Annotated in this window: 14 protein-coding genes and 1 tRNA gene; 10 read left to right on the top strand and 5 right to left on the bottom strand. The window is 35.9% G+C overall.

Annotated elements, in window-relative coordinates:
* Nucleotides 1-15: 15 nt before the first annotated feature.
* From DU508_RS16090 to DU508_RS16075, 4 genes are all read right to left on the bottom strand, one after another.
* The gene (locus tag DU508_RS16090; RefSeq protein ID WP_115403822.1) at nt 16-3189 is read right to left on the bottom strand and encodes a SusC/RagA family TonB-linked outer membrane protein; all 3174 of its coding nucleotides are present in this window, start codon (nt 3187-3189) and stop codon (nt 16-18) included.
* Nucleotides 3190-3376: 187 nt separating this feature from the next.
* Nucleotides 3377-3616, bottom strand: a complete 240-nt coding sequence (locus DU508_RS16085; protein ID WP_115403821.1) for a hypothetical protein — start codon at nt 3614-3616, stop codon at nt 3377-3379.
* A 101-nt stretch (nt 3617-3717) separates the two neighbouring features.
* A complete protein-coding gene (locus DU508_RS16080) occupies nt 3718-4158 on the bottom strand; it encodes a PaaI family thioesterase (protein ID WP_115403820.1) in 441 nt (146 codons plus the stop codon).
* Between the two features lie 127 nt (nt 4159-4285).
* A complete protein-coding gene (locus DU508_RS16075) occupies nt 4286-6742 on the bottom strand; it encodes a TonB-dependent receptor (RefSeq protein ID WP_115403819.1) in 2457 nt (818 codons plus the stop codon).
* 196 nt (nt 6743-6938) lie between these two features.
* On the opposite strand from DU508_RS16075, the gene DU508_RS16070 reads away from it, so the two are divergent.
* The 10 genes from DU508_RS16070 to DU508_RS16020 all read left to right on the top strand — a co-directional run bounded on the left by DU508_RS16070 (nt 6939) and on the right by DU508_RS16020 (nt 15183).
* Nucleotides 6939-7328: a MerC domain-containing protein gene (locus tag DU508_RS16070; protein WP_233509654.1), complete on the top strand. Its 390-nt coding sequence runs from the start codon at nt 6939-6941 to the stop codon at nt 7326-7328.
* Nucleotides 7329-7559: 231 nt separating this feature from the next.
* Nucleotides 7560-8186: an ABC transporter ATP-binding protein gene (locus tag DU508_RS16065; RefSeq protein ID WP_115403817.1), complete on the top strand. Its 627-nt coding sequence runs from the start codon at nt 7560-7562 to the stop codon at nt 8184-8186.
* Nucleotides 8186-9385 carry an ABC transporter permease gene (locus tag DU508_RS16060; RefSeq protein WP_115403816.1) on the top strand — a complete coding sequence of 400 codons (1200 nt, stop codon included), beginning with the start codon at nt 8186-8188 and terminating at the stop codon, nt 9383-9385. Before DU508_RS16065 ends, DU508_RS16060 begins: the two co-directional genes overlap by 1 nt.
* Nucleotides 9385-9828 (top strand): hypothetical protein, encoded by a 444-nt coding sequence (locus DU508_RS16055; protein ID WP_115403815.1) that lies wholly within the window; start codon nt 9385-9387, stop codon nt 9826-9828. Before DU508_RS16060 ends, DU508_RS16055 begins: the two co-directional genes overlap by 1 nt.
* Nucleotides 9825-10274: a hypothetical protein gene (locus tag DU508_RS16050; protein WP_233509653.1), complete on the top strand. Its 450-nt coding sequence runs from the start codon at nt 9825-9827 to the stop codon at nt 10272-10274. The genes DU508_RS16055 and DU508_RS16050 overlap by 4 nt, the downstream gene beginning before the upstream one ends.
* Nucleotides 10275-10285: 11 nt before the next feature.
* Nucleotides 10286-10723, top strand: coding sequence for a Fur family transcriptional regulator (locus DU508_RS16045; protein WP_115403814.1), 438 nt, complete (start codon nt 10286-10288; stop codon nt 10721-10723).
* Nucleotides 10724-10833: 110 nt separating this feature from the next.
* A tRNA-Arg gene (locus tag DU508_RS16040) sits at nt 10834-10907 on the top strand.
* A 637-nt stretch (nt 10908-11544) separates the two neighbouring features.
* A complete protein-coding gene (locus DU508_RS16035; RefSeq protein WP_115403813.1) occupies nt 11545-12666 on the top strand; it encodes an ATP-binding protein in 1122 nt (373 codons plus the stop codon).
* A gap of 878 nt (nt 12667-13544) precedes the next feature.
* Nucleotides 13545-14177 carry a TetR/AcrR family transcriptional regulator gene (locus DU508_RS16025; protein WP_115403925.1) on the top strand — a complete coding sequence of 211 codons (633 nt, stop codon included), beginning with the start codon at nt 13545-13547 and terminating at the stop codon, nt 14175-14177.
* A gap of 250 nt (nt 14178-14427) precedes the next feature.
* A complete protein-coding gene (locus tag DU508_RS16020; protein WP_147273644.1) occupies nt 14428-15183 on the top strand; it encodes a hypothetical protein in 756 nt (251 codons plus the stop codon).
* Here the strand turns inward: DU508_RS16020 and DU508_RS16015 are convergent.
* Nucleotides 15180-15638 carry a universal stress protein gene (locus DU508_RS16015; protein ID WP_115403810.1) on the bottom strand — a complete coding sequence of 153 codons (459 nt, stop codon included), beginning with the start codon at nt 15636-15638 and terminating at the stop codon, nt 15180-15182. The genes DU508_RS16020 and DU508_RS16015 overlap by 4 nt on opposite strands.
* Nucleotides 15639-15660 lie beyond the last annotated feature (22 nt).

Here is a 15660-nt window from a genome sequence, read left to right as displayed (position 1 = left end):
TTAATTAGCTATTTATTAAAAACCAAATTCTAATCCGAAAGTATATGTTTTACCAAACGGTGTTTCCCAACCTCTCGTGCTATAATTTCCTACTTCTGGATCAGCCTCTTTATACTTAGAAAAGGTTAGCAGGTTGGAGCCATTAAAATAGGCTCTTATATTTGAAGCTCCGATTTTTGCGGCTACTTTTTCGGGTAACCTATATGCAAATAATATATTTTTCAACCTTAGGAAACTGGCACTATGTAACTGACGTGTGCTGTATTGCATTGGATCAGTAAGATCATTACCATCAAGTTTTGGTAGGGTACCAGAGGTATTTGTTGGCGTCCACATGTTTTCATAATAGCTTTGTGCTCTAATACGTTCCCAATAGTAACCATCATCTGCTACATCTTTGTAAGCACCATCGTAAATTTGACCACCTATTTTATAAATAAAGTTTAATCCCAAACTGAATCCTTTATATGTCAGGTCTGTATTAATTCCACCAAAAACATCTGGTGTACCATCTCCTATTACAACCCTGTTTGCATCATTATAATTATAAGTAGCTGGTCTTCCATTATAATCAAACCCGCCTGTCGCTGGTGTTGCACCATTCAAATACCAAACATTTCTACCATTTGCAGGATTAACCCCAGCCCACTCAAAACCATAGAAGCTTAACATTGATAGGCCTTCGCTATAAAGAAATTGTGCCCTGGCATCTCCACCGGTAGGATCATTCCAAATGATATTATTCCCTGTCGCCGCACCTTCAGGTTTGTAGAGTTTAGTTACTTTCGATCTCGTAAATGAACCATTTATACCCAAATTCCATTTCCAATCATTTCTGTTAATAACAGTAGCGTTCAAATCAAACTCAAGCCCTCTGTTATTAATTTCGCCGATGTTTCTAAGTGTAGAACTAAAACCAGTAGTCATTGAAACAGGTACACCTAATAATAAATTTTTTGTATCTCTATTAAAATATTCGATAGTTCCAGTAAATATTTTAAAAAAGCCAAATTCTAACGCTACGTTAGTTGAATAGCTATTTTCCCAGGTCAGTATTGGATTGGAAAGCGAAGCATATAATGCAGCTGGTTGACCAAGATATTTACTAGAAAAAGATGTTAATTCACGCCAGTCATAATTATTAGACGGCAATGTTCCATTGGTTCCATAAGACCCACGTAATCTTAAATTATCAATTGCGGAAGCATCTTTTAAGAAGTTTTCGCCATTGACTTTCCAGGATGCACCTACTGACCAAAAAGTACCCCATCTGTTGACATCTCCTAATCTTGATGATCCATCTCTTCTCAAAGATGTAGTGATAAAATATTTCTGGTTATAGTTGTACTCTAAACGTGAAAGTCCTGAAACTATTGAATTTCCCCAGTTATATGCTGATGAGGATGTTGTTCCTGCTGTAGAAACACTTTGCAGCTCACTGCTTCCTAAGTCTACACCTGTAGCTCTTTGAAAATCAGTAACATTCTTTTCTGCCTCAAAACCTGCTAAAAAACTGATTGAGTGCAAGCCAAACTGTTTGTTATAATTAAGCGTACTTGAAGAAACCATCTTATTATAATTGGTGGTTATTTCATTAACACTTCCATTATTAGTTAAACCATTAAAGTGAAGTGCACTATAATAAATATGATCGCTTACCTGAGAGTTATCATATGAAAATACTGATTTAAGGGTTAATTCAGGTAAAATATTGGCCTGGATATATGGATTAGCAATAAATCTCTTAGTTACCGATTTATTATTCCATTGATTATCGTAGTAGATATTATTTTGTGCCAAGCTTCCGAATCTTGCAGTAAAAGGCTGACCAGTTTTATAATCGGTAGGCCAATAAAGTGGCCAAAGTAAATTTCGGGTTTGCATGTAGCTATTTGATCCTGTATTTCGGGTATCATTATAACCACTTTGTGCTGATCTGGTTATATTTACATTAGAGCCAATTTCAACGTATTTACCTATTTTCTGGCTCAAATTAATTCTGCCGGAAAATCTGTCAAAATCATTTACTTTGACTCGACTTTGATCTTTTGTATATGAAAATGACGAATAATACTTTGTATTATCATCTCCACCACTTACTGATAGATCATTAGTCTGATATTTTGCAGTTCTAAAAAGTGCATCGTCCCAATCAAAATATTTACCTTCACGATTTTCTATTCCATCGGTCATGCCCAGAATATTTACATTAACACCTAAACCAGTTCCATCTGTGGTAAAACGATAGCCGTGCCTGTTAAATCTTGTATTCAATTGAGTTAAAGCATAAGTATTTCCGGCAGCTTCGCTTTGACCTGCAGAAGTCCTCACGTCGTGAAAAATGCGATAAAGCATATTTACCTGCTCCTGTACTCCTGCTATTTCATAGTTATCTGTTGCCCAGGTTGGGGTCAAACCCAATGATGTCCTAAATTCAATTTTCGGTTTTCCTGATTTACCGCGTTTAGTATTAATTAATACAACACCATTTGCTGCCCTGGAGCCATACAAGGAAGATGCTGCCGCATCTTTTAGAATTGTAATACTTTCTATATCAGCGGGGTTTATCGTGTTCATGATATTGTTAGTAGCAAAAGTATAGTCGCTACCCTGGCCAATATTTCCAGAAACGACAGGAACTCCATCTACAACATATAGCGGATCGTTAGAAGCATTAATAGAGCCAATACCTCTGATTCTTATGCTTGGTGTTGAACCTGCTTGTCCGGAAGAAGCAGTAATCTGAACGCCAGCAGCACGCCCCGTGAGTGCATTTTGAAATGAAGTTGCCGGTACTTCTTTTAATTTATCTTGGTTGATTACAGCTGCAGATCCAGTGTAACTATCCCGTCGAGCTGTACCGTATGCTACAACCATTACTTCATCCAGTTTATTTTCACTACTTGATAAAGTGATATCAATCTGCGTTCGCCCACCAATGGCAATTTCTCTGGTTCCAAAACCCAATGATGAAAAAATAAGTGTTGTGGAGTTTGCCGGAACTGTAATACTGTAAGTTCCATCGCTACTGGTGGAAACGCCTGTTGTGCTACCTTTCAGTAACACACTTACGCCGGGCAGGGGAATCCTGTTATCGTCTGTAACTTTACCTCTAATAGTGGTTTGGGCATAAGAAACGACATAACAGGTTAAAATCCCTAATAGAATTAGTAAAGATTTTCTGTTCATAATGAATGATTTAGGTTATTGATTTGTTAAGTTGTTGTTAAAATACAAATTTTAACTCATCAAAACCGCCCATCAAACAATCATCAAGCTAAAATGCAGACTGTAAAAGTGGAAGAATACCGCATAATGCTGCAAATTCCTGCAAAGGGATTAAAGTATTTGCAGCGTAACGTTGTTATTACAGAAACTAGGAAGATTGAGGAACCGAAATTCTATTAATAATTTCGTCAATAGCATCCGGATCGATCGCTACATTTTTTGATGCGCACCATTTTGAATTCTTATTATCAAGCCATATACAGAAAGAATGATAACCATCCAAAACAACGGCATAAGTTTCATGAAAATCATCTTGAATGCGCATGCAAAATCCTTTAAAAATCTTGCCTCTCACAATAAATTGCAGGGTTGAATAATTTTCTAACATGGCTCATCATATTTTTGGTTAAGTTACAACAAATGTATTAATGAGAATGTTTCGTTAATTTAAAGGAATCAACAAATAATTCTTAAATACTTAAAAAACGCTTAACCTATGTTTAACATATTGGAATAGCCTTTAGCTATTAAACGTTTTTTTGAAGGTAAAAATATCTCACACTGCAAATTTAATATGGTTTTTCCTCTTTTCACAATAGCGGTTTCTGCCACTATTTCATCTCCCTCTGCAGCAGGCGCAAAATAATCGATATAATTGTTTACCGTTGTATACCGATCATTTAAACCCATGGTATAAACCGTGGCTCCGATTAAATCGTCAATAATTCCGGCCGTTACGCCACCATGCAAAATTTGATAAGGATTGGTCATCTCCTTCCGAATGGTATATTGGCAAACCAATACTCCGTTTTCAGCTTTTATCAGCACAGGTGCTAACCAGTTCATAAAATTTGATGGCGATGCTGTTATCACTTTCCCAATAGATTTTCTGAGGAAATTTAACCGTTGTTCACTTAATGATTCTTCCATTTAATGCAATGTTAATACAGTAAATGTAAGGTGTAATAATCAAAAAGCGAAGTAAACCAAACATTCATTATTTATCATTCACAATCAGATCGTGAGATCGGTTACACCTCTTTGAAAATGGCTTTTGCTAAAATGGAACCACTATTTTAAAACTCATATTTCTACCCATGTTATAGATCCCTGATCTTCCATTTGGTGTTGATTGATAATATTCGAAATATTTTAAGCGGTTTAAGTGAGATTGATAAGCAACATTAAAAATATTATCAACCTGAACAAAAATATCTAAAATATTTTTGCCTGATTTAGATTTTAATGTAGAGCCCAAACCCGCATTGAACAATGTATAACCCCTGGTAAATGTTTCCGTATCATCTAATGCATAAAATTTATTTTGATCAGCAAAAACAACAGCATCTACCTTGAAATAAGGTTTTTCTAAAAAACCAATCGACTTTTGAGCAGTGACCTTTAGTTCAGACCTGATTTGCAAAGGCGGTATAAAGGGTAAATATTCAGCATCTCTTCCGTGTAATCTCAATAGTTCTTCATTTTTATTTAAGCCCACCACATAAGCAAAACTATTATTGAATGTGAGCCACTTTATTGACGATGGATGTAAGTTAACCGCTAATTCTGTACCATAAAGTCTGGCCTTTGATTGTTGATACTGATAAGTTAAATTGCCAGGAACAACTACAACGGGGTTTCCATTTTCATCAGTTAAGCGGGATTGGTAGATATAATTTTGAATATTGTTATTAAAAATCTCCATGCTGATATCTGCATCCTCCAAATAGGCGATGATCCCAACATCTTCCTGGAGATTAAACTCAGGTTTAAATGTTCGGTTTCCCAAATAAACAATATGTGCTCCGGGATCCAGGCCGTTAGATCCGATTTCGGTAATATTCGGTGCACGATAACCTCTGGCAATATTTGCTTTGATTAAAAGCTTTTCTGAAATATTATAAGTTAACCCCAAACTACCTGACAAACCGTAATAATTCTTATTAAACGCTGGAAACTGCAAATCAGCAGCTTGATCATGTTCATCAGATTTTTTCCCGAATCCTGTTTGTGAATCTGTTCCTACATAAAAGTTATTCCAATTGATGTTTCTCCTGTCCATCCTGATTCCACCAGTCAAGTCTATTTTGCCGAATGATTTCTTTGCATAATAAAAAACACCGATATCGAACAAATCGTAATCAGGGATAGGAAAATCGGTAGCAGCCTTACTTCTGTTTGCCTGATACATGCCATTTATGCCAATGGTGCTTTCAATTCCTGAAAAATCAGCAAGATTGTACTTTACATCATAATTGAATGTGTTTAGCACCACATATAAACCTGCCTGAACAGGAATCGTTGGATGGTTATATTCTCTGCGCACGCTTTGTTGTCCGCCAATTAATAAGTTTAAATCACTGTTTTCAAATTTAAACTGACTTGTATTATAAAAACGGTAATGCTGAATATGCTGGTGTAAAGGATTAATTGAGTAGCTGCTTAAATCATTTACAGAAACAATCGGCCGGTTTTTAATATCATCGCCCTCATCTAAAACCTGTCTGGTAAACTTTCGGGTTAAGGAATCCCTGCTTCCATCCGGAATCTCCATTAAATTATTATAATAGGTTATCGCCGTTTTAGAAAATCCCCATGATTTATCCACCCGGGCACTGGCCGATAAATTATATTCTCTGAAAGCAGTTCCATAAACCAGTCCGTCGATTTTATTGCTGTAATTATGCGCAGCTTTTCCTGTTGCTCTTAAAGTATATTTCCAATCGTGATTAATGTATGCCAATCCTAAAGATGTGCCAAACGTACCATTGTTACTCTGATAATTGCTTGTAAAATCTCCTCTCAACTTTCCGCTTTCAAAATTTGGCGTATAAGGAATCATGTTGATCACGCCTGCCAGCGCATCAGAACCGTAGGTTAAACTGGCTGGTCCCTTAACCACTTCAACCCGATTTATTCCATATTCATCAACCTCTATTCCATGTTCATCGCCCCACTGTTGTCCTTCCTGCCGTAAACCATCATATAAAGTCAACACACGATTATAACCTAAGCCCCTTATAAATGGCTTGGAAACATTTGGCCCGGTGGTAACTGCCGTAACTCCAGGAACTCCCTTCACAATGGCTTCAATAAGATTGGTATTTACATTTTGATCCATTGACTTTTTAGTTAAAACAGCTATTGGAACAGGGCTTTTTTTTAATTCTGTTGCACGGTTTACGCCAGTGATTATAATATCATTTAAATTGGATTCTAAATCCACAAGCTCAATATTGAGCGATAAACTATCATTTTGCAGGTTTGCTTTGATACTTTTCGATTGGAAGGATACCCCTGAAAATTGAATCTCTACCGCTCCCTTCAGAAGGTTGTTAAACTCATAAAATCCCGCCCGATCAGATTTAGTGGATTTATTGAGCCCGATAAGTTTGACCGTAATGTTTTCTAAGGGATTTCCTTTTGAAGTTATTCTACCGCTTATACCTGAATGCTGAGCATATCCAACAAAACAGCATGAGAAAAGAATAAAGTAAAATGTTAAAAATTTCATTAGCTTAAAGTTAATCTAAATTTATATTTAGACAAATCTAAATTTATTTTTAAGTATATCAAATTATAATTTTAAAGCACTCTTTATTTTGTTCTTATAAAAGTGTTTTATCACGCAAATGCAATTAAGTTGCAAAATAAAAATCAAAACAACTAAATGCAACTAAATTGCTTTTATATTTGTTCAATAAATTTTAATGATGAAGAATTTAAAAATGATCAATCTGGATAAGATTGGAATTACAGCCTCTACAGCCTGTGCCATTCACTGCGCAATATTGCCCTTTTTGCTTACTTTACTCCCATTATGGGGGCTGGAGTTTTTAGCCACTCCGGCACTGGAAATTTTTATGATCCTGTTATCATTGCTGCTCGGTGTCTGGTCGCTAAACAAATCTTATCGCATTGTTCATCATAACCCCGGCCCAATCATTATTTTGGCTTTAGGCTTTGGATTTATTTTATTTGGGCATTTTTCCGGAATAGAAATTTTAGAACCAATACTCATTCCTCTAGGAGGTTTCACTATTGCTGGTGCACACTTTTTAAATTTAAAATTAACCAAAAGCTGTAAACACCATCACTAGCTAGAAAAACTATATACAATGGTTTGTATCAATACCATCGAAACAATTTCTTAACCATAAAAGGATTATATATTTGTACCATGCAAAGAAAAATTAAACTATTTTTTATCACAGCAATCTCTTTCATTTGCACCATGAACCCTGCATGCAAACACAGTACTAATAATGCACAGGAATTATATAGACGTTATGCAATTAAAAATATTCAGCCTATGAAACCTTAAAAAAGTTATGATCAGCATTCAATCTATAACAAAAAAATATAACCATGGCCCAACCTTAACTTTTCCTGACTGGATTATACAGGACGAGGAGCAATGGCTTCTTTTAGGGGCATCGGGAAGTGGAAAAAGCACCTTATTGAATATTATATCCGGATTGCTTAAACCTGATTCTGGCGAGATAAAAATAAACGGAACAGACATTTATAGTCTACCCTTAAAAGATATGGATCGATTCAGGGGACAAAGCATTGGTATTGTTTTTCAAAAACCTCATCTCATTAAAAGTCTTGATATTTTTGATAACATTGCTCTGGCCTCATCATTGGCGGGCTTAAAAATAAACAAATCGCGTGTAATGACCTTGCTGGAATCTTTAGGCCTGGCAGAAAAAAGAAAGAATTTTCCTGATGAGTTAAGTCAGGGTCAGTTACAAAGAGTTTCCATTGCCAGAGCACTGATAAACAATCCATCGCTATTAATTGCTGATGAACCAACATCAAGTCTGGATGATGAAAATGCAGAAAATGTAATTAGTATTTTAACGGAGCAAGCTGCAGGGAATCATGCATCCCTCGTCATTGCCACACATGATAAAAGAGTCAGGAACCGGGTTAGCAAGGAATATTTATTGTAATGAACATACTCAAATTAAGCACCAAAAATTTACTAAGAAATAAGTTAACCACGTTTCTTAACATTATATTAGTTGCATTTGGAGTCGCAATACTCTCTATCCTATTCCTGGCATCAACGCAAATTGGCAATAAACTGGAACGAAATGCCAGGGATATAGATTTAGTGGTTGGTGCAAAAGGAAGCCCGCTTCAGTTAATACTGAGCAGTATTTATCACATTGATTTTCCAACCGGGAATATTCCTGCAAAAGATGCACTGGAATTGATGCAAAACCCAATGGTTAAACGAGCTGTACCATTGGCGCTCGGTGATAACTATGAAGGGCATCGGATTGTTGGAACCGATTCGGGTTTCGTAAGTCTTTACGATTTAAAGCTGGGCAATGGAAAGTTTTGGGCAAAAGACCTGGAAGCTACCATTGGCAGTACTGTTGCTGCAGAATCAAAACTAAAAATAGGCGATAAATTTTTCGGAGCACATGGTTTAAGTGATGCAAGTGACGAACATAAACAACATGCTTATACAGTTAGCGGCATTTTGCAACCACAAGGCAATGTAACGGATAATTTAATTTTGACCAACATTGGGAGTGTTTATAAGATGCACGAACCAGAACACGATGAAAATGAAAAACATCATGAAGAAATAAACAATAAGGAAATAACATCTATCCTCATTCAATATCGTTCGCCAATGTCAGTAGTGATTTTCCCCAGAATGGTTAATCAAAGCACTAATATGCAGGCTGCTTCTCCTGCGATGGAAAGCGCAAGGCTGTTTTCACTCATTGGAGTGGGTATTGAAACCTTAAAATGGTTTGCCATTTTAATCATGGCCATATCAGCTTTAAGTGTATTCATCAGCTTATATAATGCCATGAAAGAAAAAAAGTATGATTTGGCCGTAATGCGTTGTTTGGGTGCATCTAAACCGAAACTATTCTTTCTGGTTATGATTGAAGGATTACTGATTACCGTTAGCGGAGCAATATTGGGTTTGTTATTAGGGCATTTGGCTTTGCAGATCATTGGATTTTACCAGGAATCATCGCAAGCCAGATTAACCGGATTGTATTTTGTTGCCGATGAATTATATTTGATCATTGCCGGATTGGTAATAGGAGTTGTTGCCTCAATAATTCCAGCTTTACAAACTTACCGTGTAGATATTGCCCGCACACTTTCAAAGGACAAATAATGAAAAGGATATTAATGATCATAGTGGTTTGTTGCATTTCGCTTATCAACGTTCAGGCGCAGGTTAAGGTTCATAAAGATATGCGGACTGCCAACTGGAACTTGATTGGTTTGCGATATGAAAAGCAAATTGAGCCATTAAAATGGGTAAGCATTTTCCCGCCTGAATTAATGGCACTTCATAATAAAACAATAGAATTGCCTGGTTACATCTATCCAACAAAAGTGGGGTCAAAGTTTTCAGAGTTTCTGCTCTCCATTGTTCCAATAGAATCCTGCCCTTTTTGCGGAACTGGCGATATTCCATCAATGGTAGAAGTAAAAATGCTTGCGCCCTTACCTTTTACAGAAAAACCCATCAAAATTAAGGGTAAATTTGTAATCAATAATTCTGGCGATAATAGATCGGAGTTCTTTTTGTTAGATGCAAAACAAGTACAATGAAACACACATTATTTGTGTTGATGCTTTTCATGCTCAATTCTGCATCAGCTCAAAATAAACAGCATAACAGTAATGATCAGATTAAATCATTGAATTGGGACGTTATTGGAACCGTAAAATTCGAACTAACAGATCAAAATGAACTTCTACCTGTTTATGGGGAAAGCATCAACAGGTTTAGAAACAAGGAATTTGATTTGAAAGGTTATTTAATTCCGATTAAAAACAGCGGGAAGCATCAAAAATTTTTACTGGCAACCTTACCGATCAATCAGTGCTACTTTTGCGGACAAAATGGAGTTCCCATCATGATCATGGTTGAAATGGAAAATGCCATCGCTTTTACAGATAAACCGATCAGGGTAAAAGGGATTTTAAAACTTACCAATGCTAATGCAACCTATCAACCTCCGGTTTCCATTGTGAATGCAAAGTTGATCATATAATCTCAGGTATTATGAACGATATTAAAACACAACAATACGAAAGTCTTTTAGTTAAAAATGGCTTAAAGAGAACCGGCGCTCGTTTACAAGTTTTGGATATTTTATCTCACAGAAATTCTGCAACATCTCAACCCTATTTAGAACACGTTGTTGGAAAAGATATTGACAGGGTTACGCTTTACAGAATTTTAAAAACTTTCGAAGAAAAAGGGATTATTCACCGTGTGTTAGATAAACAAGGTACTGCTAATTATGCAATTTGTTCTAATTCATGTACCGAACATCATCACCATGATGAACACGTTCACTTCAACTGCAATAACTGTTTAAGGGTTTATTGCCTTGATGATGTTAAAATTCCACCTTTAAAAATTGGCGGAGGGTTTAAAATTGAAGATATGAACCTGATTGTATCTGGTATTTGTAAAGAATGTAACCAGGCTAATTAATTAGTTTTTAAAGCTTTAAAAAACAGATCAAAAATTAGGCGGAAATACTTTAAAATATATTTTTGCTTATTAAATAGAACTTCTATATTTGCAACTCGTTACAAAAACGGGCCTCGGTAGCTCAGTTGGATAGAGCAACGGTTTTCTAAACCGTGGGTCAGGGGTTCGAATCCCTTCCGGGGTACTGGACATTAATTTTTAAAGCCTAATAATCTGATTATTAGGCTTTTGTGTTTATTAAAACTTCTGTTTTTTACCTTTGAACACCAATTTTGATTTTCAGTAACATTTTGTCTATCAATGTTTTGTGGTTTTAGTGGTTGATGATTATTTAGATGTTTATTAGGTTGATTTTTAGTAGTTTACAGTTAAGTTATTGATTATCATTGGTGTTCAAATCCAGTCTGATTATCCCCCTTAAGCATACCCTTTTTCATTTTCTCAATTTCAGCTTTTTCTTCGTCATCAATTTCTTTTAAAACAATATCAACTATAATGCCGCAATTAGTGTTAATAGTTTATCTTCCTCTTTTGAAATGGCTTCATCCTCAATTTTGGGATGTTTTGCTATTCCCTTAGCTTTTCTTTTGGGAGAGTTCATTACAGTAATTAATGCCAATAAAAGGTAAATGAAATTAGGGTTATTATATTATTTAAATATTTGGTGTTTGTTAAAAATAGATTACATTTTTTTTCAGTTTGTTTTCGGTATTGGCAATATAAAACTGTATGTCTCATGAAAGATAAATCATTAATAGATATTACTTTTAGGGAGTAAGTTCCCTAAAAAACATTACTTTTGGGGAATTAATAATTTGATAATGATCAAGAGGACTATTGAAAAGTTACTTTCTGAAAAATTGTTTAAAGGCAAGACAATTATTGTCACTGGACCTCGGCAAGTAGGCAAAACAACATTGCTCAAAAAAGTACTGAGAGATCATGATTTTCTATTTCTTGATGGAGATGACCCATTCGTGAGAACCCAATTAACAAATCCCAACACGAAGGAAATAGAAGCTATAATAGGCAACGCAAAATTGGTATTTATCGACGAAGCCCAACGTATCGAAAATATTGGAATTACAGCCAAGATTATCCACGATCAATTTAAAGATGTGCAGCTTCTTATGAGCGGATCTTCTGCATTTGAACTTAGGAACCATACCAATGAACCATTGACGGGCAGAAAATGGGAGTATAATCTCTATCCGATTTCCTATGAAGAATTGGAAAAATCAACGAATTATCTTGATGCGAGAAAGCAGTTGGAAAACCGTTTGGTGTATGGCTTTTATCCTGATGTGATCAACAATCCAGGCGAAGAGCGTGATATTTTGAACGAGATTGCCCAGAGTTATTTGTTTAAGGATATTTTAGTTTATGGAAATATCAAGAAACCCGAGGTATTAGAAAAAATTCTTCGGGCATTGGCTTTTCAAGTAGGTAGTGAAGTAAGTTATAACGAAATAGCCCAACTAACTGGTGTAGACAAAAAAACGGTTGCCAATTATATCCATTTATTAACTTTATCCTATATCGTTTATCCATTAACCTCCTTCAGCAGAAATCTGCGTAATGAAATTAAAACTAACCAAAAGATTTATTTCTATGATAATGGCATTCGCAATGCGTTGATACAAAATTTTAATCCGATTGAACTGAGAAATGATATCGGCGCCCTATGGGAAAATTTCCTGATCACCGAGCGACTAAAAAGAAATCACTATCACCGTTTGTTTACCAACCGATATTTCTGGCGTACCAAGCAACAACAAGAGATAGATTATGTAGAGGAAAAAGATGGCAAAATTAGTGGATTTGAATTTAAATGGAGCCCGAGAGTAAAGACAAATATTCCAGCAAATTTCACTCAAACCTACAATGCCAATGTAACTATCGTTACGAATGAAAATTTTAGAGATTTTATAGGGGTGTGGTAATTCTTCAATATTTGCCAAATTAAAAGTTCTAAAGTAATCCGATAAAGGCTAAACCGTCCCGAATTATCGATTAAAAAAATCAAACCTATTCTATAAAACCTTTACTTTTTAAGTCTTCAATTATGGGTTCCAATAGCCTACAGAAGCGCTCTAGGTGTTCAAAATAGTCGTCTTGGACGGTACAAGCGATGGCTTTCAGATAAACTCTGAGGGCCTTTTTTATTTCAGTTCTAGCTAGTTTTGTTTCGCATTTGGCGCACAACTGGCGCTAGTTTAAAATTATTTAATTAAGTCAAAGTTAAACAACTTTTCTTACGGTAATTTTTTTCATGTACTGGCTTTTATGCATATTTACAATTTCCCTTGTTCTTTGGATTTTACTTCAGCGTTCAATGACCTGAACTGTATATAGACAGGAACGAAAACGGCTATTAAAGTGAAAACAGGTATGAATAGAGCGATACTTCCTTTCTTTGAATAGAAATAAATTGCTGCTATAAGTATACAGGGCCAAAGAATAAAAGCACAAATAAGTAGTGCCTTATAAATATCCCTATTTTTGATCAATTTGTTAAGGTCTTTTCGATCGTCATTCATAATTTATAGTTTATTTTTAAACGTTAATAAGCCGCAATAAAATATTTTTTATCCTGCTCATTCTCTTTTTTGAGCTAGGCTGCCTGTGCGCAAGTAAGACCAAAAGTAATAAATAATTATTATCTCACAAATACGTGATATAATTATTTAATCTTTTTTTGTTTGGTCCTATATCGGCCAAGTCAAATCTGAGGCAACTACAGATAGAAAGGTTAGGATTTTATCTGGTCAAATTTTTGTAGGTGGCCCAAAAAATCGCAACTTGCATCAAAGTTGAATCAATGGCTAGAAAAGTTACAGACGGACCCATTAGAAATAAGGAGCGTACAAAGTCGAACCTTTTGGGTGCGCTTGGAAATATCCTGAAAAAAAATGGTTTTTCCGGAGTGAGCATCACAAATATTGCCAACGAGGCCAAAGTGGATAGAAGGCTTATCTACGACTATTTCGGAGATCTGGAAGGAATGGTGAAAGAATACCTCAATAGCCATGATTACTGGAAAATGAATCCCAATGAAATCGATGGCATTGTGCAAGCCTGCCAGGCAGATGCAGGAAAGGGGGTGGCCTATTCAGTACTCGAAGATCAGTTCGATAGTTTGATCAATAATGAAGAGATGCGCCGTATTATTACCTGGGGACTTATCGACAAGCTGCCAGCCCTAAGAGAATTAGACTTGAAACGCGAGAATATGGGCAACCAGCTGTTGAGTGCAGTGGCCGATAGTCACTTTGAAAACAGTGATAAAAACTTCAGGGCGATGTATGCAATACTTATGGGAGGCGTTTACTACCTGACGCTCCATGCCAAAATGCAGGAAAATCCCTTTTGTGGAATAGATTTACAGGAGCCAATAGGCCAGGAACAAATTAAGAAGGCACTTAAGGATTTGATTGACCTCATTTATACTTAACTGGCTTGGGAATTATAGCAATATCATTGTAGCCACTTTCATTCGAATTTGTGCCAATTCATTTCTCATTCAATTTCGTTTCATACATAATATATCACGTATATGCGGTTTATTATTTTTAGATTTGAGTCCATTTTTCAACCCTAAGAACTAATGAAGAGAACTTTACCACTATTGATGTTCTTAGTGCATATTTTTCCCCTATAATCTTTATGACGAAAAGATCATTAAACTTTAAATTCATTATAAAATGAATAGATTATTTTTTACAAGCTTATTATCGTTGTGCCTGGTCTTTCTTTTTAGTAGCTGTCAATCTCCTTTGTCAGAAGGAAATTTAAATGATCCATCGGCAATGGATGTACGTATTGAGATCGTTCAGGACCTAACCAACCAAAGAAAAAATGAAATCAGCATTTTTTTATATGATGAAAATGGCAAGCCTGTGCGGAACAAAGCTATCAAGCTAAATGTAAATGGCCAAGATTTAGTGTATACAGAGCGGCAGGAACTTTACTATATAACGAGTTCGAAATATTGGGCAAGTGATATTCCTGCTGAACGGGAATACAATTTTCGGATTGCCTTGTCAAACGGTAAATCTTATTTTTTGGGTAGGATTAGCCCACTTTCAGAGAACAATGATCAGAATATCGTCTGTGATAAAACGGGTAATTTCAATCAGGATTTTGTGGTTTCCTGGAAGAATTTGAAAGATATTGATCAACTGTCAGTCACCAAACGATTGCTGTTAAGTAATTCAACAAGTAAGGATCAAAAATATGATTTTGAACCGCAGCCTATAAAAAAGATTGCGGGTAATGGAACATTTGTCCTGGCCAAATCAAGCTATATTAATCCGAAATCTACCATAAGCAGCTTGGAACTTAAGTTCGGTGCCACAAAAAATGGGGTAATGAATTCGCAGTTACTTAAGGGAAGTGAGATTAAGATTTCTGGTCATATCGATAGATATGTAGAATTTAATGGAAAACACATTGACTAAAATTGAATCATCTGATCTTCCCCTACCACAAGCACCGGGCAATTGGATCTGGCGGTGACAGCGATGAGTTCAGTACAAAGATAACTGTCATTCCATCCGGATTTTTTTCCGCCCATAACAACCAGTAGGTAATTTCCCCCTAATGTCAGTTGCCAAACTATCTCTGCAAGTTGTCCTTCTCTTGATATGGTTTCAATACACGGATGATATGCTATATTCGGTTGTTTTGTCGTAAGTTCAGCCAGCCGATCTTTTTCTACTTTTAGTCTGGATTGAAGAATAGTGTGACAATCATCCGTACTTTGTGGACTGATGCCCACAGATTCCGGCTCAATTAGCTCAAACGTACTCAAAAGCACAATATCCGTCTGAAGTTTTAATGCCAGTACCAGTGCCGATTCTGCTATCGCGCTATCGCGATTACTCAGTGTAGTAAGTATAAGTATCTTTTTCATTTTAATTGACAATTATATCTTG

The sequence above is a fragment of the Pedobacter chinensis genome (assembly GCF_003339865.1).
Lineage (GTDB): Bacteria > Bacteroidota > Bacteroidia > Sphingobacteriales > Sphingobacteriaceae > Pedobacter > Pedobacter chinensis.
Note: the sequence above shows the minus strand (reverse complement) of the source record. Positions and strands in the feature narration are given on the sequence as shown.